The sequence below is a fragment of the Microbacterium sp. AC145 genome (assembly GCF_979258505.1).
On sequence record NZ_OZ409859.1, the window covers coordinates 2,682,538 to 2,705,893 of the forward strand.

The 23,356-nt window shown below is 69.8% G+C and carries 17 protein-coding genes; 3 read left to right on the forward strand and 14 right to left on the reverse strand.

Features of this window, described 5'->3' with window-relative positions; all coding sequences use genetic code 11:
* Window positions 1-91 precede the first annotated feature (91 nt).
* The 8 genes from eccCa to ACZZZN_RS12980 form a co-directional block, all read right to left on the reverse strand.
* Window positions 92-4,066: a type VII secretion protein EccCa gene (gene eccCa / locus ACZZZN_RS12945; protein ID WP_463505545.1), complete on the reverse strand. Its 3,975-nt coding sequence runs from the start codon at window positions 4,064-4,066 to the stop codon at window positions 92-94.
* Window positions 4,063-5,277, reverse strand: a complete 1,215-nt coding sequence (locus ACZZZN_RS12950; protein WP_463505546.1) for an RDD family protein — start codon at window positions 5,275-5,277, stop codon at window positions 4,063-4,065. The genes eccCa and ACZZZN_RS12950 overlap by 4 nt, the downstream gene beginning before the upstream one ends.
* A gap of 65 nt (window positions 5,278-5,342) precedes the next feature.
* A complete protein-coding gene (locus tag ACZZZN_RS12955) occupies window positions 5,343-6,701 on the reverse strand; it encodes a hypothetical protein (RefSeq protein ID WP_463505547.1) in 1,359 nt (452 codons plus the stop codon).
* A gap of 61 nt (window positions 6,702-6,762) precedes the next feature.
* Window positions 6,763-8,193 carry a hypothetical protein gene (locus ACZZZN_RS12960; protein ID WP_463505548.1) on the reverse strand — a complete coding sequence of 477 codons (1,431 nt, stop codon included), beginning with the start codon at window positions 8,191-8,193 and terminating at the stop codon, window positions 6,763-6,765.
* On the reverse strand, window positions 8,183-9,493 hold the full coding sequence (locus ACZZZN_RS12965) for a S8 family serine peptidase (protein WP_463505549.1): 1,311 nt from the start codon (window positions 9,491-9,493) through the stop codon (window positions 8,183-8,185). The genes ACZZZN_RS12960 and ACZZZN_RS12965 overlap by 11 nt, the downstream gene beginning before the upstream one ends.
* Before the next feature lie 23 nt (window positions 9,494-9,516).
* The gene (locus ACZZZN_RS12970; RefSeq protein WP_463505550.1) at window positions 9,517-9,954 is read right to left on the reverse strand and encodes a hypothetical protein; all 438 of its coding nucleotides are present in this window, start codon (window positions 9,952-9,954) and stop codon (window positions 9,517-9,519) included.
* Between the two features lie 126 nt (window positions 9,955-10,080).
* Window positions 10,081-10,362, reverse strand: coding sequence for a WXG100 family type VII secretion target (locus ACZZZN_RS12975; protein WP_079113895.1), 282 nt, complete (start codon window positions 10,360-10,362; stop codon window positions 10,081-10,083).
* Between the two features lie 43 nt (window positions 10,363-10,405).
* Window positions 10,406-10,723 (reverse strand): WXG100 family type VII secretion target, encoded by a 318-nt coding sequence (locus tag ACZZZN_RS12980; RefSeq protein WP_463505551.1) that lies wholly within the window; start codon window positions 10,721-10,723, stop codon window positions 10,406-10,408.
* A 284-nt stretch (window positions 10,724-11,007) separates the two neighbouring features.
* On the opposite strand from ACZZZN_RS12980, the gene eccD reads away from it, so the two are divergent.
* Genes eccD through ACZZZN_RS12995 form a run of 3 tightly spaced genes read left to right on the forward strand, consistent with a single transcriptional unit; the run spans window position 11,008 to window position 15,053 of the window.
* The gene (gene eccD, locus ACZZZN_RS12985; protein WP_463505552.1) at window positions 11,008-12,342 is read left to right on the forward strand and encodes a type VII secretion integral membrane protein EccD; all 1,335 of its coding nucleotides are present in this window, start codon (window positions 11,008-11,010) and stop codon (window positions 12,340-12,342) included.
* Between the two features lie 3 nt (window positions 12,343-12,345).
* The gene (eccB, locus tag ACZZZN_RS12990) at window positions 12,346-13,695 is read left to right on the forward strand and encodes a type VII secretion protein EccB (protein ID WP_463505553.1); all 1,350 of its coding nucleotides are present in this window, start codon (window positions 12,346-12,348) and stop codon (window positions 13,693-13,695) included.
* Window positions 13,695-15,053: a S8 family serine peptidase gene (locus tag ACZZZN_RS12995; RefSeq protein WP_463505554.1), complete on the forward strand. Its 1,359-nt coding sequence runs from the start codon at window positions 13,695-13,697 to the stop codon at window positions 15,051-15,053. The genes eccB and ACZZZN_RS12995 overlap by 1 nt, the downstream gene beginning before the upstream one ends.
* A 29-nt stretch (window positions 15,054-15,082) precedes the next feature.
* Here ACZZZN_RS12995 and ACZZZN_RS13000 read toward each other — a convergent pair whose 3' ends face one another.
* The 6 genes from ACZZZN_RS13000 to ACZZZN_RS13025 are packed head-to-tail and all read right to left on the reverse strand — an operon-like array spanning window position 15,083 to window position 23,291.
* Window positions 15,083-15,706 carry a hypothetical protein gene (locus ACZZZN_RS13000; protein ID WP_463505555.1) on the reverse strand — a complete coding sequence of 208 codons (624 nt, stop codon included), beginning with the start codon at window positions 15,704-15,706 and terminating at the stop codon, window positions 15,083-15,085.
* Window positions 15,703-16,533, reverse strand: coding sequence for a PP2C family protein-serine/threonine phosphatase (locus ACZZZN_RS13005; protein ID WP_463505556.1), 831 nt, complete (start codon window positions 16,531-16,533; stop codon window positions 15,703-15,705). Before ACZZZN_RS13005 ends, ACZZZN_RS13000 begins: the two co-directional genes overlap by 4 nt.
* Window positions 16,530-18,368 carry a DUF5684 domain-containing protein gene (locus tag ACZZZN_RS13010; protein ID WP_463505557.1) on the reverse strand — a complete coding sequence of 613 codons (1,839 nt, stop codon included), beginning with the start codon at window positions 18,366-18,368 and terminating at the stop codon, window positions 16,530-16,532. Before ACZZZN_RS13010 ends, ACZZZN_RS13005 begins: the two co-directional genes overlap by 4 nt.
* Window positions 18,365-20,962: a transglutaminase domain-containing protein gene (locus ACZZZN_RS13015; RefSeq protein ID WP_463505558.1), complete on the reverse strand. Its 2,598-nt coding sequence runs from the start codon at window positions 20,960-20,962 to the stop codon at window positions 18,365-18,367. Before ACZZZN_RS13015 ends, ACZZZN_RS13010 begins: the two co-directional genes overlap by 4 nt.
* A complete protein-coding gene (locus tag ACZZZN_RS13020; RefSeq protein ID WP_463505559.1) occupies window positions 20,959-22,329 on the reverse strand; it encodes a DUF58 domain-containing protein in 1,371 nt (456 codons plus the stop codon). Before ACZZZN_RS13020 ends, ACZZZN_RS13015 begins: the two co-directional genes overlap by 4 nt.
* On the reverse strand, window positions 22,326-23,291 hold the full coding sequence (locus ACZZZN_RS13025) for an AAA family ATPase (RefSeq protein ID WP_463506596.1): 966 nt from the start codon (window positions 23,289-23,291) through the stop codon (window positions 22,326-22,328). The genes ACZZZN_RS13020 and ACZZZN_RS13025 overlap by 4 nt, the downstream gene beginning before the upstream one ends.
* Window positions 23,292-23,356 lie beyond the last annotated feature (65 nt).

The window sequence follows — 23,356 nt, forward strand, 5'->3', positions numbered from 1 at the left end:
GACCCGAGCCCTGAGCCCTCAGCCCTGGGCCCTGATATGACAGGACGCCCCGCCGATGTCATCGGCGGGGCGTCCTGTCATCACAGGCTCATCACTGATACTTCGGCGGCACCCACAGGAGCTGGGCGGAGACGAGACCGCGATCGCGGCTGACGATCTGCGCACGGCCGGGGATCGCCGGAATCGCCTTGACCTTGCCGATCAGCTGCCCCTCCTCCGGGTTTCCGGAGAGCAGGATGCCTGTCGCCCCCAGGTCGGTCATCCGCTGGATGATGGGGTCGTAGGCGGCGCGGCTCGCTCCACCGGTGCGGCGGGTGAGGATCACATGCAGGCCGAGATCCGCTGCCTGTGCCAGCAGCGGAGCGAGCACGGCGACCGGGTTGCCCTGCGATGTCGAGACGAGGTCGTAGTCGTCGATCAGCACGAACCCCTCGGCACCGCTCCACCATGACCTGGTGCGCAGCTGATCGGGGGTGACGTCGGCACCGGGGATGCGACTCTGGAAGAACTGCGCGAGCTCGCTCATTCCGCCCTCGGTCATCTCGTGCGAGGTGAGATAGGCCCCCAGGTACTCCTGGGGGATCTCGCCGAGCAGAGCGCGTCGATAGTCGACGACGAAGATCTTCGCCTCGGAGGGCCCGTAGAGGCGTGTGATCTCATGCACGACACCGCGAAGCATCGAGGACTTGCCCGAATCGGCGTCACCGTAGAGGTACAGCAGCGGCTCGGCGATCGGATCGATGGAGAACGGCGCGAGGTTGGCCTCGTCGATGCCGAGCAGGATCTCGCGCGGCTCGGTCCCGTCCGGCGTCGCGGCTGCGGCCACGGCGCGCAGGTCGGCGTGACCGATCTGCGACGGGAGCAGTCGCAGCTTGGGCCCTGCCGGGCCGTGCCAGGCGGCTGCGACCTTGCGCGCCAGATCGTCGATGCCGTCGGACAGGGAGGAGGCGTCGTCGACGCCGTCGATGCGCGGCAACGCCGTCAGCATCTGGAGTCCGTTGTCGTTGAGACCGCGGCCGGGGAGCGACGTGACGTTCTCGGCCGCCTTGCGATTGACCTCGGAGTCCGAGGGGTCTCCGAGTCGCAGTTCGATGCGCGTGCCGATGAGGTCCTTGAGATTGGCACGCACCTCCATCCACCGCGCAGCGGTGATCACGACGTGCACCCCGTAGGTGAGGCCGCGGGCGGCGATCGCCTGGATCTGCGGTTCGAGCATGTCGAACTCGGCACGGAGGGTGCCCCAGCCGTCGACGACCAGGAAGATGTCTCCGTATCCGTCATCGGCCATGCCCTGAGCGCGACGCTGTCGATAGGTGTCGATCGAGTCGATGCCGTTCTGCCTGAAGTACACCTCGCGCGCATTGAGCAGGCTCGTGACCTCGGCCACCGTGCGTCGGACGATGTCGGGCTCAGAGCGAGTCGCGACTCCACTGACGTGAGTGAACCTCTGCAGACCCGCGAAGCTGCCACCGCCGAAGTCGATGACGAAGAACTGCACCTCCTGCGGAGTGTGCGTGAGCGCGAGCGCGACGAGCGCGGTGCGTGCGAGCGTGCTCTTGCCGCTGAGCGGAGCACCGACGATGGCCATATGACCCGCAGCGCCGCCGAGCGAGACCGCGAGGGTCTCGCGACGCTGCTCGAGCGGCACATCGACGATTCCGAGCGGAACGGTGAGTGCGGCGGCACGACGCCAGCGCGGCGAGATGAGACCGAGTGCGGGGTCCTCGACGAGGTCGCCGAACATCTGGTCGAGTGTCGCCGGGGTCTCGAGCGGAGGCAGCCAGACCTGGTGCGCGGAAGGGCCGCGGCCGCTCATCATCTCGACCGCGATCTCGAAGGTGTTGCGCTTCTCCTCCGGCTCGGCGTCGACGACGACCTCGGGCTCGTCGACCGGTGTCTCGGCACGCCACACCGGCGCAGCGGTGAACAGTTCGACCGCCGTCGAGCCCGTGCTCTGCGTCGAGCCGGACGATGCCCGGCGTCGACGTCGCGGCGGAGGCCCCGACACGTACGCCGCGCGGAACTGCGTCATGGTCTCGGTGTCGGACTTCAGGATGCCGGCACCCGGCTGGGTGGGCAGGTGGTACGCATCCGGCACACCGAGCACGGTCCGCGACTCGGCGGCCGAGAAGGTGCGGAGGCCGATGCGATAGGACAGGTGCGTGTCGAGTCCGCGCAGCTTGCCTTCTTCCAGCCGCTGCGAGGAGAGCAGCAGATGCACCTGCAGGGACCGACCGAGACGACCGATGTTGACGAACGTGTCGACGAACTCGGGCTTCGCGGAGAGCAGTTCGGAGAACTCGTCGGCCACGATCAGCAATGCGGGCAACGGCGCGAGATCCGTGCGGCCCCCGCGGCGCGCCTTCTCGTAGTCGGCCACGTTCGCGAAGGGACCGGTCGCACGCAGGAGTTCCTGCCTGCGCACCATCTCACCCTGCAGCGCGTCCTGCATGCGGTCGACGAGCGAGATCTCCTCACCGAGGTTCGTGATGATCGCCGACACGTGAGGCATGTCAGCCATGCCGGCGAAGGTCGCGCCACCCTTGAAGTCGACGAGCACGAAGTTGAGCTGCTCCGGGGAGTGCGTCATCGCCAGGGCGAGCACGAGCGTGCGGAGAACCTCCGACTTGCCCGAACCCGTCGCACCGATGATGAGGCCGTGCGGCCCCATACCCTGCTGCGCCGATTCCTTGATGTCGAGGATCAGCGGGCTGCCGTCCTCCGCCTGCCCGATCGGCACCCGCAGCCGGTCTCGCTCCAGACGCGGCGACCAGGCCGCGTCGAGGTCGAGGTCGCGCACGTCCGGAAGCCCCAGGAGCTCCACGAGCTCGGCCTGATCGGTCGCGCTCTTCTTCTTCGCGATGGCCGTTCCGCCGGAGTACAGCGGCATGAGACGACGTGCCGTCGCCTCTGCCTCGACGATGCTGATCCCATCGGCGTCGAAGGGACGGGGCGACACCTGCAGGCTGACCAGCTCGGCGCGCGATCCCTTCGAGGCGGGGTCGAACGCGATGCGGAGGGCGTGCGGATCCTCGAGATCGGCCCACCGCGACGGCAGGTCGATGACCGTGACTCCCTGAACCCCGTCGCCGCTCACGAGCACGTCGTTGAACGCGGTGCTGGCGCCGTCGGTCAGGATCACGATGTGCGGGACGGTGGGGGACGAACCGTCTCTGGCGTACCGTGGACGTTCGCGCACCTCGGACGGGAGCATGTCTTCGAGCTCCGACAGCTGCGACCCGATCATGCGCGCCGCGCCCAGTCCGTCGCGTACCGTGCGCGAATGGGTGTGCGGAAGCCACTTCGTCCACTCCCACTGCGGCAGTACGGCGGCGTCCGCGGCGACGACGATCTGCACCGAATCGGGATCGTGCATCGTCGCGGCGTGCAGCAGCATCGCTCGGGCGAGGGCCCGCGACTCGGTCTCGTCACCCGTGATCTCGATGCGTGCGTAATCGCGCAGCGTGATGCCGACCGGGAGGTTCTTCTGCATCTCGTGCGTCAGCATGAAACGGTGGGCTGCCGACGCAGCCACAGGGTCGAGCTGTGCGAGCGGCGGGAGCTCGGGAGCCTCGAGGCTGATGCACAACGGCTGATCGCTCGTGCCGACTCGCACCGAGAGGAAGTCGGGATCGTTGACGCTGCGCTCCCACACGCGGGTGCGCTCCTCGGCGATGTAGGGAAGCGCCGACGGCGCGGGCAGATGCCAGTTGGCCGCACGACGCTGCTGGCGGGCAGCGACGCGCACGGTCTGTCGCATCTCGGTCAGATACGCGAGGTACTCGCGGCGTGAGCTGAGAGTGGCCGCCTGCCGCTGCGAACGCTGCCGCCAGCCGTTGACCGCCACGAAGCCGAGGGAGGACAGCAGGAACATGCCTCCGGTGAGGAGACCCGTCACCGACTGGTTCGACATCGTCACCATGACGATCGCGCCCACGCTGCCCAGCATGGGCAGCAGCGACCCCAGGACTCCCATGCCTCCGTCATTCGGCTGGAGCTCGGGCGGCGCCTGGACGGGGACCTTGCCCGAGGGGACGCGGGGCGGTGCGAGACGGGGTCCTGTCATGCTCTCTCTCCGACACTGCTGTCGGTGCCCAGCAGGAGGTTGATGGTGAAGCTGCGGTTGCCGATTCGAACGCGATCGGCGTCGTCGAGGAGCATCCGCTCGCCCGCGACGAGCTCGGTCGTCTGCCCGTCATCGGAGCGCACGTCCGATCCGTTGGTCGATCCGAAATCGGTCACCCACGTGCGGCCGCGCGAGTGCTCGATGCGCAGATGGGTCTTCGAGACCGAGGAATCCGGGTCGGTCACGACCACGAGTCGGTCGTCGTGAGCACTGGCGACAGGCCCTCGACCGAGGTTGACCGCGAGCGGAAGCGGCAGCTGCACACGCTGCCCCGTGTCGAAGATGAGCAGCAGTGCTCCGGTGTCCGAGGCGGAGGCGGTCGGTGATTCCGTGACCGGCTGCTGCCCGGTCTGCGGCGCGACGGCGAACAGCGGCTTCTCTTCTGCCGCGGCCGCGGGGACCTGAGGATCGGCACGGTGCGACGCTGCACGCGCGTCGGTCGGCTCAGAATCCTCGTCGACCGTGGCGGGATGGGATCCGAGTGCGACGACCTGGGGTGGTGCCAGGGATTCGACCGCGACCGGCTGAGGCGTCTGCTGCGACACTTCGGCGGAGGACTCCGGTGAAGTGCGAGCAGGCACCGAGACGACCACCGTTCCTGCGATGCGATCGGCCCAGGTCTGGCGTCGACCGCCGCGGTCCCAGGCGCTCGACGCGACGACGACCCAGCTGCCCAACGCCACGAGGAAACCCGCCCCTGTGATCGCCCCACGCACGAACTGCCGACCCACACCCGGCGAGTACGGGCGATCGCCGCGTGCGGTGCGCAAGCGCAGCACGAGGTTTCCGAGGGTGAGTCCCGTCCGGGCCTCGAGCACCCAGAAGAAGATCGCGAGCTCCGCGACGGTCAGACCGGCGAGCAGCAGGCTGCGCGTCGTGATGAGCACCACGGCGGCGGTGAGGATCACGACGGCGGCGTCGAGGGTGAACGCGGCGATGCGAAGTCCGGTGGATGCCGGAATCCCGGCGAACGCAGGGCCGAGACCATCGGCAGGGCGCCGTTCTCGCGCACGTGACGTCACCAGTGGCGTGGGTGCGGCCGGCGCGGAGTCCTGCCGCAGCGGCGCGCCGTCGACGCCGGGAGGCGCAGCGATCAGCGCGGGCGGCAGAGCCGGGACCTCGCCCGGCTGCATCACGCCCGGCTGCATCATGCCCGGCTGCATCGGGGGGATCGGGCCACTCGCCGGCCGGGGCTGTGGTTCACCGTTCCCGCTCATCACGCCATCATTCCACGGAGCAGGGACAGAGAATCCGCGAAGAGCAGTGCGGCGGGAAGTGACAGCGCCACGGCGAGCCACTCGAACGCGTCACCGAAGCGCGACCAGACGAGCGAGCTCGAGCCGCGGGAGATCGGGACGACGACCGCCACCGCGACGAGTGCGACGGCGAACAGGGCGGCGGCGCCGAGCAACTGGAACCCGGCGCCGAGGGTGAGTGCGGCCTGCAGCGCGGCGACGAGGAAGACAGCACCGGCGGCGGCGCGGGGCAGCCAGCGAAGGATGCGGGAGGTGGTGTGACGCGGAGTGAGGAGCAGAGCGAGGATGACGCAGACGAGGAGAGCGATACCACCGGAGACCACGAACGGATCGGCAGACCAGGGCCGGAGGAAAGCGACAGGGGCCATCACCGCGGCCACGACGCTGAGCACGGCAGTGCCTGCCACCAGCCTCGCCGACGAGTCGTCGACGACCGCGGTGATCCTCTCGGTCCGCAGCACGCCCACGGACTCGGGGATCGCGCCGCGGACTGTCCACCGGCTCGTCATGAAGTGCTTGTAGTCGATGAAGTAGCCCTCCGGAAGGTTGACGAGGCTGCTCGGCAGCGCCCGAAGGCCCAGGGGGACGAGTCCGAGCGAGATCGCCGCCGCGTCGGCGGGGTTCCACCGCAGCAGCAGCGCGAGTCCCCACACCGCCGCCAGGCTGACGAGCAGCACCGTGGCCGTGCCGGCAGCCGCCCGCATCGGACGCGCTCGGGCGGAGACCGCCACGATCGCCGTCGTGATGCCTGCGGCCAGGAAGCCGGATGCCGTCGACAGATGCGCACTCGCCTCGAGCGACGCCGGAATCAGCAGCGCACCCGCCGCGAAGGACATCACCACCGGCGCCAGCACGCCGAGGATGCCGCGGACGCCGGCCATCGAGTCGCGGCGGGCCCAGGCGATCGCTCCGCCGAGGGTTCCGACGACGAGAACCAGAGCGACCAGCAGACGCAGCAGCGGGTCTCCGGCGCCCTGGGCGAACACGGCGACGAGCAGAAGCCCGCTGACGGCGAGCATCCACCACCGGGCTCCGTGATCCGCTCTGGTGGGAGCATCCGCCCTCGCGCTCGGCGCGCGGGGCGCGAGTGCCGCCCGATCGATCAGCGCATACAGGCCGCCGTCGACGAGGTCTTCGCACTCGGTGTCGCCGGGCACCTCGAAGCCTCCCGGGCCGACGGTCACGAATCGGTCCGCCGTCGACAGGCCGCTCAGCACCAGTGCATCGTCGAGAGTCTCGTCGAACGGAAGCGAGAGGTCGATACGCCGATCCTCGCTCTGGAGCACGATGCGGCGCCGCTCTACGATATCGACTGACACACCTGCACCCTATCGACCGCGTGCGACCTCGGCCGCACGCCCCCTCTTCCGCTCACGCGGATCAGCCTGCGTGGTCGTCGCGAGAACCCGCCTGCGCACCCTTGGCGCGGGGTCCTCGTTCTTCCTCGTCTTCGAGCTTGGGAGCGATCGGACCGCCGAGACCGGAGCGCTTGGCCTTCTCCTCCTCGTCACCGCCGGCGCCCATCATGCCCATGCCGGGACGCATTCCCGACCCCGCTGCACCCGATGAACCGCCCGCGCCGCCCGCGCCGCCGGCACCACCGACGCCGCCGACACCACCGATGCCTCCGGGGCGGCCGGCACTTCCCGCACCACCGGCGCCGCCGGCCGCGGAGTTGCCCAGCAGACCACCACCGGCCTTGAGACCGGCTCCGGAAGCGCCGCCGAGACCGGAGCCTCCGAGGGCTCCCATGCTGCCGATGCCCGCGATCTTCGATCCCGCGGCGATCGCCGCGGCTCCGGCCCCGCCGCCGACGACTCCGCCGATGCCGCCACCGATACCGCTGCCACCGCTGGGGAGGGTTCCGCCCGGGAACGAGCTGCCCGGAGTGAGTGTGTTGCCGCCCCCGGTTCCTCCCGGACCACCCGGCAGCACGCCGCCGCCCGGGAAGTCGACGGTCGGGTCGCCATTGTCCGAACCACCGGGGCCACCCGGCCCGTCGGGGTCGTACTCCCAGTCGCCCGGGCCGTCAGGGAACGTCGGATAGGTCGGCGGGGGGAAGTCCGTCGGATTCGTCGGATAAGTGGGATAAGTCGGGTCCGTCGAGATCGGCGGCTGATACTCGCCGACATCTCCGGTCGGAGGCTCGTAACCGCCTCCCCCGGGGGTGTAGCCCGAGGGGCCGCCGCCGATCCCAGGAGTTCCGACGATGTGCGGGCGGTCGACCTGCGTGTGCGAGAACGGGTCTTCGGCTCGCTTCGAAGGATCCGATGCGACGTAGTCGAACTGGTTCAGTCGATTGGTCGCGGCATCCAGCTTGGTGGTGGGTTCGACGAGTGAGGTCTCGACGTCGTTCACGATCTGTCGCGCACGGTCTTCTCGCTGGTTCCCGAGGAAGTCGCCGATCGCATCGAGGGCGCTGTCGGCCGCGAGCGGCCCCAGCACGGGGTGGACGACGAACGACGCCCCCTTCGCGGCGTTCGCCCAGAACGGATCGATCGATGCCGACGGCAGCTCGGCCGCCGCGATCTCGCGTCGCGCTGAGTTGCCTTCGGCGATCGCGGTGTCCACCGCCTTCACCGTCTCGAGGATTCCGGAGACGTTCGCGCGGATCTCGTCGATGTCGGCCGTGGCGCCGTCAGCCGAGGACCCCTGCCAGTGCTCGGACAGCCGCACCGCCGACAGAGCGCGTTCGAGCGAGGTGAAGGCGTTGATCACTGCCGACATCCTCGGGATCATCGCGTCATCGAGCGTGCGGATGCGCTGGAGCTCTGCCTCGAATCCGCCGCCGCCCATCTGCTTACCGGCCATGGTTCCCCCCTTGTTCGGTGGTCTTGCGTCGTGACGATCGTGTCAGCACGATCGCGAGGATGATGCCGCCCACGACCAGCAGCACCAGGATGATTCCCCCGCCGATCAGCCACGGGGTCAGCGGCGACTCCTGGGCCTGCGGTTCGTCTGCGTCGGGCTGGGTCGTCGGAGCGACCGTCTGACCGCCGTCACCCATCGCCGCCTTCGCTTCGTTGACCTCTCGGACAGACGGCTGGGCGTACGGGTCTTCGGTGTCGAAGAGCGGATTGACGTCCGGGTACTTCGTCGGGTCGACCGAGAGCATCCCGGTGAGGGACGCGGCGCCGTAGCCGGTGCTGTCGTTCCACTCGGGCTCGTGCTCGCCCTTCGTGCCCGTGTTGTGGATCAGGCTCTGGATCAGCTGCGCCCCGGTCGCCTCCGGGTACTTCTGCTTCACGACCGCGAGGAACCCCGCGACGATAGGCGTCGCGAACGACGTTCCCGAACCGATCTCCTGCTCGTCCCAGGACGCGGGTGACCCCGGAAGCAGCAGACCGAGACCCGGCGCTGCCACGACGACGTCATCCGTGAGATTGGGGGTGCCGTTGCTCCCGTTCTGGATCTTGCCGTCCTCGCCGAAGGCCTGCACCGCGACCACGCCGTTCAAGGCCGCGGGCCACAGCGTGACACCGTCTTCGTTCGACATGCCGGCGACCACGACGACGCCGGCGGCGTAGGCGTCTGCCAGCCCCTTGTTGACCGTGGTGCTGCTCTCGGAGGAGATCGAGATGATGTCCGCACCGTCGGCCACCGCATCCGAGATCGCACGATCGAGAGCGAATCGCCCGTCGTCGCCGAGTTCCTCGCCGTTCGCCTGCAGGCAGTCGATGGCGTCGCCGTCCGCATCGTCGACGACGCCACCGGCGGAGTAGTAGAGCACCTCGGCACCGGGAGCCACGCCCTTGACGGGTGTGCCTCCTGCCGGTGCCTCACCCGTGCCGGCGATCATCGAGGCGACGCGCGTGCCGTGGGACGAGGCCGCGAAATCGGTGGAGACGAGGGGATAGGGCGTTCCCGACCCGTCGACGCAGTACGAGGACTCGTCCATCGTGAGGTTCGCGCCTCGGAGCCCGGCGACATCGGGGTTGATCTGGCTGTCGATCACCGCGATCTTGATTCCCGCGCCGTCGAACCCCGCATCGTGCGCCTCTTGGATCTTTCCTCGATCGAACCACCACAGGCCCGAATCGGTCGACGCCGCCGTCGCGCTCGACGGCACGATGAAGCCGACGGCCAGCGCGAGTGCACCGACCGCCGCCATCACTCCACGACGCCCTCGCCTCATCAGTAGTCGGCCTCTTCGGGCTCTCCTGAGTCGGACGGCGCGGGCGCCGATGCGGGAGCTCCGCCCGAGGCCCCGCCCTGCGCGCCGGTGGATGCTCCGGTCGGCGAGGTCGTCCCGTCTTCAGCCTGCGCGACCGCGGAGTCGAGAAGGGACACGATCAGCTTCGCCTCGTCGGCGAGGGACGCATCCTGCTCGGCGATCTGCTCGACGGCCGCTCGAATCGAGTCGTGCGTGTCCTGGAGCTTGATGAGCGTCCTGTCCGTGACATCGCCCATCGCGACCGCGGAACGCGCGACGGCGTTGCGGAAATCGAAAGTGGCTTTCGACGATCCCCCCTCGGAGACCCCCACCTCGGCCGGGTTCGGGAACTCCTGCAGCTCACGCAGAAGTCGCTTCAGCTCGGCGAACACTCCATCGAAGTCGATTGCGATGCTCATCGACGCCCCTCCTCTTCACAACGGCAATGATTCCGAATCATCTGCACTGCTCTCCGACCACGAGGCCGAACGGCACAGCAGACGGCGCGGACCCGGGCATCTCTGCCGCGGGCCCGCGCCACGGGATCAGGCCCCGAACCGCCCGGCGGCCGACTTGTCGGTCTGCACGTACTGGCCCGAGATCTCCTCGGTCTTTCCTGCGATCTGCGTGAGCAGCTGCTGCATCTCGCTCAGCGAACGGTTCCACTTGGCCTGAGCCTGGTCGTAGGCCTGCTGAGCGGAGCCGTCCCAGGCTGCGCGGAGCTTGCCGACCTCGGACTCGAGACGGTCGAGCTCGGAGCGGATGCCCTGCGAACCGCTGCGGATCTGAGCTGCCAGAGCGTTGACCTGCTCCGGGCGAACTGACATCGACTGCATCATGTTCTCCTTATAGTCCTGTGAATGCGCGCGCTCAGGCGCCCGACATCATCGAGCCGAGGCCCGAAATGGTCTGCTGGTGCGCCTCTTCGGTCGCTGCCTGGTCGCGCTCGGTGCCGGCGAGGGCATCTTCGAGGGTCACGAGGACCTCGTTGAGCTGACGAGCCTGCTCGTCCCACCGGGACATCAGCGTGCTGAACGATGCGGCTGCCGCACCCGTCCAGAAGCCGCGCAGCTGCTCGATCTCGCTGCGGACCTTCTTGGTCTGCTGGTCGATCCCGGACTTGGTCTCCCGCACCGCCTGGGCTCCGCGGCGCAGAGCCCCTTCTTCTGCGGAGATGACATCAGCCATAACTCACTCCCTCCGGTCCTCACGGACACACGTGCGGGGAGCGCATCCCTGAGTTGGGACGACTTCGAAACAACCCCCCACGATTCGTTTCAGGTGACAGGTTAGATCAGATCCGCGCGGATCGCCAGAATCCTGGGAGGATCCGGAGGGAAATTGTGCACTCGATGGACAAATCCGACTCCCTCACGACTACGCGTTGTCGCACGCCTCAACTAGGGTGAGAGGCGGAATGCGCAGCCGCACGTCATCGTTGCGGCTGTACACCATGGAGGGGGCATCGTTCCATGACTCAGAGCAGCGCCACGGCAGGTACCGTGCTGCGACTTTCCGTCGTCAGCGATGACCGGCGACTCGATGTCGGCGTGCCGTCACAGGTGCCGCTGATCGAGATCATCCCCGGCTTCGCTCGCAGCCTCGGCGTGCTCGATCCCACGCTCACGCACGGGGGCTATGCACTGCAGCGCGCCGACGGCACACCACTCGATCCGTCTCGCGGTGCGGCCGCACAGGGCGTGCACGAGGGCGAACTGCTCACGCTCGTGCGCGGAGGGCTCACCAGCGAACCGCGCGTCTACGACGACGTGGTCGAGGCCGTGATCGACGCCACCGCCGAGCAGCACGGGTCATGGACGCCGGCCGACAGCTCGCGCACGGCCCTCTTCATCAGCATGACCTTCCTCGCGCTGTGCGCCCTGCTGCTGGTGGCCACTCCCCCCACGTCTCTGATCCCCGCGATCATCGCCGGCTCCGGGGCCGTGGTGCTGAGCGTGGCTGCGGCGGTGCTGATGCGGCTGCGGCAGCCCGAAGCCGGTCACGCGCTCGGTCTCGCGGCCGCGGCATACGGTGGTCTCGCCGGCTATCTCGCGGTGCCGGTGCAGAGCATCTGGGGCTGGCCGCTCGCCGCGATGGGGCTCGGCCTCGTGATCGTGGGAGGCCTCGGACTCGCCGTCACGCAGGACAAGCCCGAGATCCATCTCGTGCCGATCGCTCTCGGCGCATCGATCGGCATCACGGCGACCGCGGCGGCGATCTTCGGCGACGAACTCGCCCCATACGCGATCATGCTGGCCACGACGGCCCTTCTCGCCAACGGCATCCCCTGGCTCGCCCTCAGCTCCACCCGGATCCGGGTGATCTCGCCCCAGAGCGACGCCGACATGTTCTCAGCCCCCGAGCCGATCGACGCCGACGAGGTGAAGCGACGCGCGGCCGCGGGCACGCGCACCCTCATCGCGCTGCGGGCGGCGCTCGGCCTCGCGGCACTCATCGCGACTCCCCTCGTCGCCGCGAGCGGCGTCTTCGGTGCTGTGCTCTGCGTTCTCGCCTTCGTGGGGATGATGTTCCAGTCGCGGCAGATTCACGCACGCCTCGGTGTGCTCGTTCTGATGGCGATCGGCGCGATAGGCCTCGCGGCGACCGGCATCACGGTCGCGCTCGCCCTGCCCGACGTGCGCACCTGGATGCTGCTCGTGCTCGTCGTCGCCACCGTGATCCTCGTCGGCCTCACCCTGCTGACGCCGCGCGCACGTCTCAGGCTCACCCGCCTCGGCGACACGGTCGAAGTGATCGCACTCGCGCTGCTGCTGCCGCTGGGCGTCATCACGGCAGGGCTCGTCTGACCGATGGCGACCAAGAAAGACCTGATCGAAGCCCAGGGCTTCAGCCGACGTCGTCTGCTCTCCGCCTTCACCGGCGGTGCCCCCGGCGGCAAGGAGCTCGACCCGGCGAAGCCGCTGCGCGCCGTGGTGGCGGGCGTCGCACTCACAGTGGGCGTGATCCTCGTCGGAGTTTTCTGGGGCATCATGCAGCCGGGCCTCCCCGGCGACTGGCAGAACAACCGCCTCATCGTCGCGACCGACACGGGGTCCCGCTACGTCTCGGTCGAGGGCACGCTCTATCCGGTGATCAACACCGCCAGTGCACGTCTGCTGATCCCGGCGGGCGAGTTCAAGGTGGTGCGCACCGATCAGGCCGCGCTCGACGGCATCCCGATCGGTCCCGCGATCGGCATCCTCGGCGCTCCCGACGATCTGCCCGCTCCCGGCGCACTCATCAATTCGTCGTGGACTGCCTGCATCGACGACGGCGCCGGCACCGCGGTCACCGTCTCAGACGATCCCGTCGCCACGATCTCGACCGATACAGGAGCCGTCGTGAAGCGCGGCGATGATCTGTTCGTCATCGCCGACGGCCTGCGTCACGCGGTCGCACCCGCCGATGCGAACGCGGTGCTGCGCGCAGCAGGTCTCGGCGCGAGCGAGATTCTCGAGGTCGACGGGCGCTGGCTCAACCTGTTCGAATCCGGCGACGAACTCGGCCCCATCCGCATCGACGGTTTCGGGGCCTCCGTCGCGGGCACCGATCTGACCGCCGGCACGATCGTGCACACGCAGGGAAGGCCGGCCGACGAGCGATACGTCGCGCTCGCCTCGGGCGACCTCGCACTTCTCAGCCCCCTGGCCTATCAGCTCTACCTGCTCGGCAGCGGCGAGCAGGCACGCGAGGTCGAGGTGTCCCCGGCCGAGGTGGGCGACATCCCGACCATCTCGAACCTCGGCGGCACCGACTGGCCCGCGCAGCCGCTCGCCACCCTCGAGTCGGGTCAGACGCCCTGCGCGGTCCTGGCCGAAGACGCCCGCACCGTGCTCGGCGCGACCACCGCCGAGCTGCCGGAAGACCGCTCTCGCGTCGACGTCACCGTCGGCGGCGGCGCGCTGATGCAGGTGACCGGTGGCTCGGAAGACGCGGTGGGCATGGCCGTCCTGATCGACGAGTCCGGAACCGCATACGCGATTCCCGGTGCGACGCTCGACGAGAGTTCCGAAGACGCCGCCAGCGGTGCGATCGCCCAGCTCGGATACTCGGTCTCAGACGTCGGCCGTGTGTCCGACGCGTGGATCGAGTTCTTCGCAGCAGGTCCGGCGCTGAGCGCTGAGGCGGCACGGGAGTCCCCCGGCTCCGGAACGAACTGATGCGTCGCCGCCTGAACGCCGTCGCCGCACTGGTGCTGGGCGCCGTGGTCTTCGGCGCCGCGTCGCCCGCTGCCGCGACGCCCACGTCCTCCCCTCTCGACAGCGGCATCCCGTCGAGCATCGTCCGGGCCGCGACAGCAGGTGACGCCTGCACGCCGGGAACCGTGGTGTTCTCTCCTGATGCCCCCTCAGCACTCGCGCAGCTCGGCGCGGAGGACGCGAACCGTCTCGCCACAGGCAAGGGAGTCGTCGTGGCCATCGTCGACTCCGGAGTCGACGCCGGCAACCCGCATCTGGCGGGCACCGTGATCGGCGGAGTCGATCTCGTGGGTGACGGAGAGAGCAGCGACGGGCTGACCGACACGACCGGACACGGCACGGCCATCGCGGGTCAGATCGCCGCGCAGCCGGTGCCCGGTTCCGGAGTGGTGGGCCTCGCCCCCGACGCGAAGCTGCTCTCGGTCCGCGTCTTCCGCAGCGACGCCAAGCAGGATGTCGACAAGGGCTTCGGGCCCACATCCCAGCGACTCGCCGACGGCATCCACTGGGCGGCCGACAACGGCGCCGACATCATCAACGTGTCGATGTCGCAGACATCGGATTCTGCGGAGCTTCGCGCCGCCGTCGAGCACGCGGCCGCCGTCGGCGCTCTCGTCGTCGCGAGCGCGGGCAACCGGGAATCCGATGCCGACGCCGCGGATGCCGCGCGGTATCCCGCCGCGTACGAACAGGCGCTGGGCGTCAGCGCCGCCGACCCGCGCGGACTCGCGACGGACTCGTCGATCCACGGCCCGCAGGTCGACGTCACCGCGCCCGGCAGCAACGTGCTGACGGCTTTCCCCGGAGGCGGAGACTGCGTGTTCGCCGCCGATGCTCCGGCATCGAGCTTCTCCACGGGGTACGCGAGCGCGGCGGCCGCCCTGGTCGCCGAAGCGCACCCCGACGATCCTCCGGCCGGGTGGGCATACCGCCTGGCAGCCACGGCTCTGCGTGCCGACGCCGACAACCGCGACGACGTGAACGGCTGGGGCTTCATCCAGCCGACGGCCGCGATCGAGCTGCTGCCTGACCCGACGACACGGGGGCCGGTCAGCCCCTTCTTCGACACGGTGGACAGCGCCGATCGTCCCCCCGTCGCCGAGGTGAGTCCCGACCACGGCGCATCGCCGTTCCTGCTCACCCGCGACGCGACTCTGCTCACTGCGATCGGCGGAGCGAGCCTGCTCGGCGTGCTCGGCATCCTGATCGTGCTCCGACGTCGCAAAGAGGATCCGGTGGTCGATCAGGTCGAGATCGACCGTGAAGGCGGATTGCTGAACCGGCCGGACCCGCACGCGGAGACCACCCGGGTCAGCTGACCCTGGCAGACCATCACCGCAGAAGGTCCTCAGCCCAGAGCGAGGAGACCGACTCCGACCAGGCCGGCGACCGAGACGACGCACGCCACCGCGAGTGCGGCCAGCGTGAGAACGCTCCATCGGCGGGCCTGCTTCGCCACGGACGGCCGCTCCGGATCGTCGACGCGCGTCGGCGCCACGGCCCCGACGACGACCGGAGGTGCGCTCGCCCCCTGCGGCGCAGGGCGCGGCTTGTAGATCGATGGGGTGGGCCCTGCCGGCGCCGCGAAGGGTTCCGCCTCGGCATCCGCGGGCTCGGCACCCGCGGACTCCGCAGCCTCGGGCTCGGCAGCGCGGCGCGAGCGGCGCGGAGGACGCGAGATCACGACAGTCGCCTCGTCGACGGATCCGGGGGCGTCGGCCTGGCCGACTGCGTCGTCGGCTGTATCGCCCGCGCCTATCGGAGGACGAGCGACGACGATGGTCGCCTCGTCATCGGCGGGAAGCTCATCCTCGGCGGGACGCGCATCATCAGCGGGACGCGCATCATCAGACGAGCGCGCATCCTCGGCGCCCGGCCCCGCCGTCGACTCGGCCGCCGCCTTCGCTCCCGCCCGTCGACGGTCTCGGCGTGTGAGCATGACCGTCTCTTCGACGTTCTCGTCGTCGGTCATCTCGCCCGCACCGGAATCGTCGTGCCCTCGAGCATCGAGTCGGTGAGGGCGGATGCGCCCGCGCGGCCCGTCACGCTGTCGTCGGTCGGTCGCGTGCGCGCGCCGCCGGACACCACGTCGATCACGACGACCGACACGTTGTCGCGACCACCGGCCTGGAGCGCGCGACGGATGAGCGCCGCGGCGGCCGTCTCCGGGCGCCCGTTCATGGTGAGCGTCGCGCGGATGCCCTCATCGCTGACCTCGCCGCTCAGCCCGTCGGAGCACAGCAGCAGCCGCTCGCCGTCGACCACGGGCAGCAGCCAGCTGTCGGCAGTGCTGTCGGGCCCGCCGATCGCCCGGGTGATCACATTGCGCTGCCCGAAGGTGGCGAGGTCTTCGGCGCGCAGTTCGCCGGCATCCACGAGCTCCTGCCCGAGGGAGTGGTCGATCGTAAGCTGAACCAGCTCGCTGCCGGACAGCCGGTAGACGCGAGAGTCGCCGACGTTGAACAGGAGCCAGTGCGGCGCACCCTCGTGCTCGAGCAGAGCCACTCCCGACACGGTGCTCCCCGCGCCGCGCTTGTGTTCTGCCGCGATGCCCTCGACGACATCCGCTGCCCGGGTGAGCGCATCGCGCACGTCGTCGATCCGGATCGTCTCACCGACCAGCGGCTCGAACGCCGCGACGACGGCCGCGCTCGCACGATCTCCGGCTTCATGTCCGCCCATGCCGTCAGCCACGAGGAACACCGGGGTCGCGGCGAGCACCGAGTCCTCATTCGCGGCGCGCGTGAGTCCGGTGTCGGAGAGCGCCGCGACGTTGAGGACCACAGAGGCGACGGTCACGAATCGCGCTCCGCCACCACGTGCATCCCGACCTCGCCGAGAATGAAGCGACCGTTGCCCGTGACGCTCTCACCCGGATCGAGGAGCGTCTCGGTGCCGTTCTCCTCGACCACGACGACACCGTTCGTGGCATTGAGGTCGGTGAGACGCCATTCGTCGTCGTGCACCACGAGGCGCGCGTGCGTCTTCGACAGCGTGCGGGTGGTGTCGGAGATCGCGAGTCGTTGTTCGCCCGGATCACCGATCGGGTTGCGCCCGATCACGACGCTCGCCCCGGAGAGCGCGAAGGTGCGGCCGTCGTCGAGCACGAGCGAACGGCGCACTCCGCGACGGCGAGCCACCACGACCGTCGCATCGAGATCGTCGTCGGTCGGACGTGGAGTGACGACCGTCTTGTCGACATCGGCGACGAGTCCGCCGTCGGCGAGACCTGCGACAGCACCCCCCTCGGCACCCGTGGCCGGCGCGGGCGGTATCGACGGTGCGGGCGTCTCCGCGCTGACCGACGCGGGTGCCGGGCGGATGCTCGGCGCCTCCGGCGCGACAGGAGCAGAGTCCGCGTCGCGGAACGACGGCGGCACCGGACGCACGACGCGGGCCGGCGACTCTGCGACAGCGGCGTGCGGCTCGGCGGCAGGGTCACGAGGTGGGGGCGAGAACTGCGGAGGAGAGGGAGGCGCGACCTGCTGATCCTGCGTGGCACCAGTGCCGGCGGGAGACTCAGGTGCGGGCACCTCATCGGCTGCGACAACCGCGGGCGTGGACGTCGGTGCCGCTGCGGGTGGCGTCTGAGGCGCCGACGGCTCTCCGCCCATCGTCGCCATGATGCCCGTCGCCGGAGGCGCCTCGGTGGCATCCGCATCCGCATCCGATGCGGGCGCGGCCGGCGCGGACGCAGCGGAGTCATCCGCGTACGCGTCGAACTCGGCATGCCCGCTGAACTGCGGAGCCTCGGAGGAGACATGCGGCAGCGGAACGGCAGACGGGGCGAGCGGCGGCGCGGGCTGCGGCGGCGCGGGCTGCGGCGGCACGGATGGCTGCTGGGGCTGCGGAGCGACGAAGGCGGGTGGCTGTGGCGCGAACGGCTGAGCCGGCACCGCCGGAGTCGCGGGAGCCACCGGGACGGCAGGAGGCTCGGAGGCGGCCGGCGGCGCGAACGATGCTGCCGGGGCACCCGGAGCGACCGGAGCACCGGCGACCGGGGGCTGCGGCGGGGCGCCCCAGACCGACGGCGCAGCTGCCGGCGCGGCCTCGGCCGAATCAGGAGCTGTCACCGGCTGAGCAGGGCGAGGCGGAGCGGCGTAATCGGGGAAGATCAGGCCGGGGGTCTCGGTGGGCGCAGCGCTGTGCGGCGCCAGCGACGGGATCGTGTAACCCGAGGCATCACGTGCCGGGGCAGCAGCCGGGGGCGTGCCGCGACGCGGCTCCGGCTGGAGAGCTGCGAGGCGCTCGCCTTCGGGATACGGCGCCGCACCCCAGGCGAGCACGGTCGCCCACACGGGCGGCAGCAGGATCGCGAGCACGGTCATTCCCGCACCCCGACCGAAGCGGCCGTTGATACGGTGCGTCGCGACGACCTTGAGATAGAGACCGTAGAGCTGCACGATCGGGATGAAGTAGAACACCACCGACCACGCCGGGACTCCCCCGCGCGCGAGGATCTCCGCCTCGTTGAGGACCGGTACCCAGCCCTTCCATCCCTCGCCACCGATGCGGGGGAACAGGCGCGACAGGGCCAGGGCGTACCAGACGTACACGGCGATGCCGATGAGCAGGCCGAGGCCGCCCACGATGGCGAGCATCGTGATGAGGCCGGTCTCCGCAGAGGCGGTCATGAGATCCCCTTCTTCCGATCGTCGAGCGATCCGGTCAGTCCGAGCGTACCGAGCATGGGCCGCACGCCGAAGAACGCGGCATCCTTCGTCATTCGCACCCGGCCGACGAAGGATCGGGGGCGCACGCGCGTGACGAGTCGTCGCCAGCGTCGTTGCGAACGCGCGAGAGCCGAGCGCTCGGCATCCACGATCGCCCATGCGGCTGATGCATCGTCATCCGTCGGCGGATGCTCTGCGAACACTCCGCGATCGACGAGCGCCGCGAGCCGACCCGCCGCCTCACGGTCGATCGAGCGCGCTCGCTGAGTGCGGGTGCCCTGTGCGTCCATCGCGATGTCATGATCGGCGTACACATCGGCGAGCTCCTCCCACGCTCCGGCGAGGCGGACCTCCGGGTCTTCTGCGGTGCGACGGGTCCTCGCGCGCTGCCGCTTGGCGAGCAGGAGCACCAGGAGCGGAAGCAGCAGCAGAGCCACGGCGAGCAGCCCCAGCCCGACCCCGCGGAGGATCGGCAGCAGAACCGAGAGCACCGCGGACTGCGGCTCGTCGAGCGGCTGCGCATCGTTGTTCGAATCGCTCTGCGCCAGAGGAGGATCGAGGGCCTCCGACCGCGGCTGCTCGGGGACCGTCGGATGCTCAGGCAGCTGTTCGCCCTCTTTGATGGAGCTCGGCAGCATCGCATACTGGGGCGTCGTGTCGACCGTCGCCCATTCGCCGCCGGAGGCGCGGACCTCGACCCAGGCGCTCATGCTGGCGCCGGTGCAGACCTGGTCGCACGCGGGGATGCCCGGCACCTCGGCCGCTCCTTGGAGCCGGGCTCCGATCACCACCCGCGATTCGAGACCGAAATGCTGAGCGAGCAGCGCAGCCGCGACCGAGAACTGCTCGTCGTCGCCCACCGCAGACACCAGCATCTCGGGCGGCGCATCGGAACCGGCGCGCCGTTCCTGATCGATGAGCTCGGTGAAGAGCTCTTCGATGCGCGCCACCGAGTGGCCCGCATAGCTCGGTGCGAAAGCGTAGCCGTCGGCCTCCTTGAGCGAGGCGATCCACGCCTCGGCGGAGGTGTTCTCGAGGAGTGCGTGGCTGAGGTACCCGCGCGAGAGCAGACGATCGATCAGCTCGAGGTACCCCGCCCCCGACCGCGGCAGCTCCTGGAGTTCGGTCCACTCCGTGAGCGCGGGGTAGTCGTCGGTGTCGAGCTTCGAGTTGCCGCCCTGGGCGGCGGTGAGGTCGATGCCGTCCGGCGGCGCGTCGACGAGTACCGAGTAGGTGTCACCCGGAACGAGCCCCTGCGCGCCACCCGGTGCATCCGCGATCGTGATGGCAGTGTCGCCGCCCTCGTTCACATGGAAGCCGTCGGCGAGATCGTCGGCGCGTTCCCCACCGAACTGCGGTGCTTCGGCGAGACCGGCGGGCGCGGGCACCCAGATGCCGCGGTAGGCATCGCCGATCGTGAGGTCGAGCGATGCGCGCCCCGGCTGCGGGAGAGCCGTGCGGGGCAGCCTGCTGAATCGGTCCTCCGGAGCGATGTGGAAGTCCTCGCCGTCGTAGGAGTCGAGCGTGACGAGACGGATGCGATCGATGGGCCCGGGGTCGCCGGCGACCTGCAGAACGGTCTCGTCGAGTCGCTCGGCGGTGAACCACGAACGGTAGGAGCTGAGCGGGCTCGCCTGCTGTTGCACGACGACCATCGGTTCGACCTCGTCGCGCAGCACCGAACGATCGCTCCATCCCGCCGCTGCCGGTGCGATGGCGACTCCGGCGACGAGCGCGATCACGGCGATCCCGGCCGAGAGCAGGTGGCGACGCACCGTCAACCACGCCGGCGTCGCACTGCGCGAGATGTTGGCTGCCGCGACGACGCGCAGCGCCTGCGCGCGCTGCAGGCGAGTACGTCCGATGAGCCACACCAGTGCGGAGACGAACACCGCGACGCCGATCAGCCACTCACGCGCAGCCGGAAGCGCGAAGCCCAGCACCGCGACCGCTGACGACGTGCCGCTCACCCCGAACGCGATGCCGAACACGCTCATCGCGGCCACCACCGGCACCGCGATCGTCGCGCGACGCCCCTGCTCGAGCACCAGCAGGGTCGCGAAGAACGCTCCGAAGAGCATCACCACGAGGAACGGGATGAGAACCGCCTGATACTCCCCGAGTGGCGGGTTCAGGGTGAGCATCTGCTTCCACCCCAGCGCCACGCCGAGAACCGCGTCACGCAGACCGCCGAGGAAAGCGGGCACCGACGTGAGCGCCGAAGGGATGGCAAGCGGCACGGCGACGACCAGGTAGGTGCCTGCCGCGGCGAGCGCTGCGAGGAGCAGACCCCAGCGCAGCATCCTCGCGGCGATGGCGACGGCCATGCCCAGGAGGCCGCCGACGAGGCCCACGACGATCGCCCGCGGCGCCTCGTACACGGGCCAGGTCGCCGCCGTCGCGAGCAGGATGCCGACGACGACGTAGCCGAGCGACCACAGCGTGAGCGCGGAGAGCGCGAACGGACGAGGAGTTCCCGCACCCCCACGCGGGGCGATGCCACCGCGCCGGATGCCGCGCCGGCCACCGCCGCGCTTGCGACCCGCGGCGCTCATCGGAGGGCTCCTCGGGCGAGCAGCTGCGGCAGGTCGCCGAGAGCACCGAGGGTCATCACCGCGAGTTCACGCGCCGTGCGCATGGTGGGCTGCTCGCCGAGCTCGCTGCGCACGGCCACCGCTTCGACCGCGGCCGGGAGCTTGACGGCGGCGTGACGGAGTCGCTCCAACGGCATCCGGGATCCCGTCAGCAGGAATCCGATCGAGAGGTCGGGGTAGGACTGCACCGTGAGTGCGGTCACCGCCTCGAGACGCATGACCCGATCGGCCGCATCGATCGTCGAGGTGGCATCGAGCAACGCCTTGGGCGTGACCGTGGGCAGAGTGCGGATCGAGAGCACCTCGGCTCGACTGTGCTCGGGAATCTCATTGCTCACCGAGAACAGCACGTCTCGTCCGTCGCGCACACCCTGCAGAGCGAGGGATGCCGCGGCGCTGACCGTGTTCTCGAACTCGTCGTCGCTCTCGTACGACTCGGCATCGAGGTCGAGGATGATCGCGATGCGCGCGTGCCGCGACTCTTCGTACTGGCGGACCATGAGCTTGCCGGTCTTGGCGGTCGACTTCCAGTGCACGTGTCGCTGCGAGTCGCCGACGACGTACTCGCGCACCGCGTGGAACGACAGGTCGGCGTCGACCAGCGCGGTGCTCGGCGTGCCCTCGAGGTCGCGGATGAGACCCGCGCTCGTGCTGGGCAGGCGGACAGTGACCGGATGCACGTGGATCCTCTGCACATCGGGCCAGCGCAGCTCGCGGCGCAGGATGCCGATCGGGTCGCCTCGGGTGATCGTCATGGGGCCGACGTCGATCACGCCACGTCGATGCGCGGCGATCGTGAGCTGCTCACGGTGATGTGCACCCGGGCGAAGCAGCGGGACATGTGCTTCGACGAGCCCCTCCCCCACGGGAACGTCGACGATGCCCGGCAACGACAGACGCTCTCCGTTGTTGCGCACGTCGAGGGTCGCACCGATCTCCGCCCCCGCGACGACGCGATCGCGATCGAGCTGGAGGTCGATGCGGTAGTCGTGCGCGCCGAGGATGAAGGGGATGCAGACGAGCAGCAGCACCAGGGCGATCGCCGCCACCGCCCACGCCTCGACCCAACCGAAGAGCAATCCGGCGATGACACCGAGGATCAGAGTCACGCAGACCAGCAGGCCCGCGGCCGTGACGGTCTCACGCACCCACTCCGCAGCACGACGGATCGCGCGCCTCGTCGTGCGCATCGCCCGACGCACGCCGAACACCGCACCGCGGACGGGGCCGCGGCGCGTGCGGTCGTAGCGCGTCACCGTCGACGTGCGGGTCGAAGTGCTCGTGCCCGCCGTGGTGCGCGTCAGTCGCGATTCGGTGCTGAAGCTCACGCAGTGCCGTTCTCGCGGGGCGGCTCGACGTCGAGCAGGATCTGGCCGATGACGGCGACAGCGGTGACGCCGTCGAACTCGGCCTCAGGCTCGAGCACGAGGCGGTGCGCCAGCGCGACCACCGCGAGTTCTCTCACGTCGTCGGGCGTCACGAACGTGCGTCCGTTCTTCGCCGCCCAGGTCATCACCAGGCGCGAGAGCGCGAGCGCTCCACGCACGCTGGCGCCCAGGCGCACCTCGGAGGCACGGCGGGTGGCATCGACGATGCGCATGATGTAGTCGGACACCAGCGGGTTCACATACACGCCGCGCGACATCTCGGTCATGGTGAGGATCGTGTCGGTGCTGACGATGCCGTCGAGCACGTGCTTCGGCTGCCCGGCGCCCTGCAGGATGCGCATCGTCGCCGCCTCGTCGGGGTAGCCGATCGAGGTCTTGATCATGAAGCGGTCGAGCTGGGCCTCGGGCAGACGGTAGGTTCCGCCCTGCTCGATCGGGTTCTGTGTCGCCATGACGAGGAACGGCGACCCGACGGGACGGGTCACGCCGTCGACCGTGACCGTGCCCTCTTCCATGACCTCGAGCAGCGCGGACTGCGTCTTCGGGCTCGCACGGTTGATCTCGTCGGCGAGCACGATGTTCGCGAAGACGGGGCCGGCGTGGAACTCGAATGCGCCTTCCTTCTGGTCGTAGACCGTGATGCCTGTCACGTCGCCGGGCAGAAGATCCGGGGTGAACTGGATGCGGGTGCTCGTGCCGGTGACGGTCTGCGCGATCGCACGCGCGAGCGCCGTCTTGCCGGTGCCGGGGAAGTCCTCGAGCAGCACGTGCCCGCCGCTGACCGCCGCGGCGAGCACCAGCTCGACCACGTGCCTCTTGCCGAGGATGGCCTGTTCGACGTTGGCGGCGAGGATCGAGAACGTCTCGGCGAACCAAGCCGCCTGTTCGGTGGCGATGGTCACGGGAGCAGCGGAGGGAGCAGGCATAGGGCAACCGTTTTCGTCTCGTGTGCCTGCGCTGTGCAGGG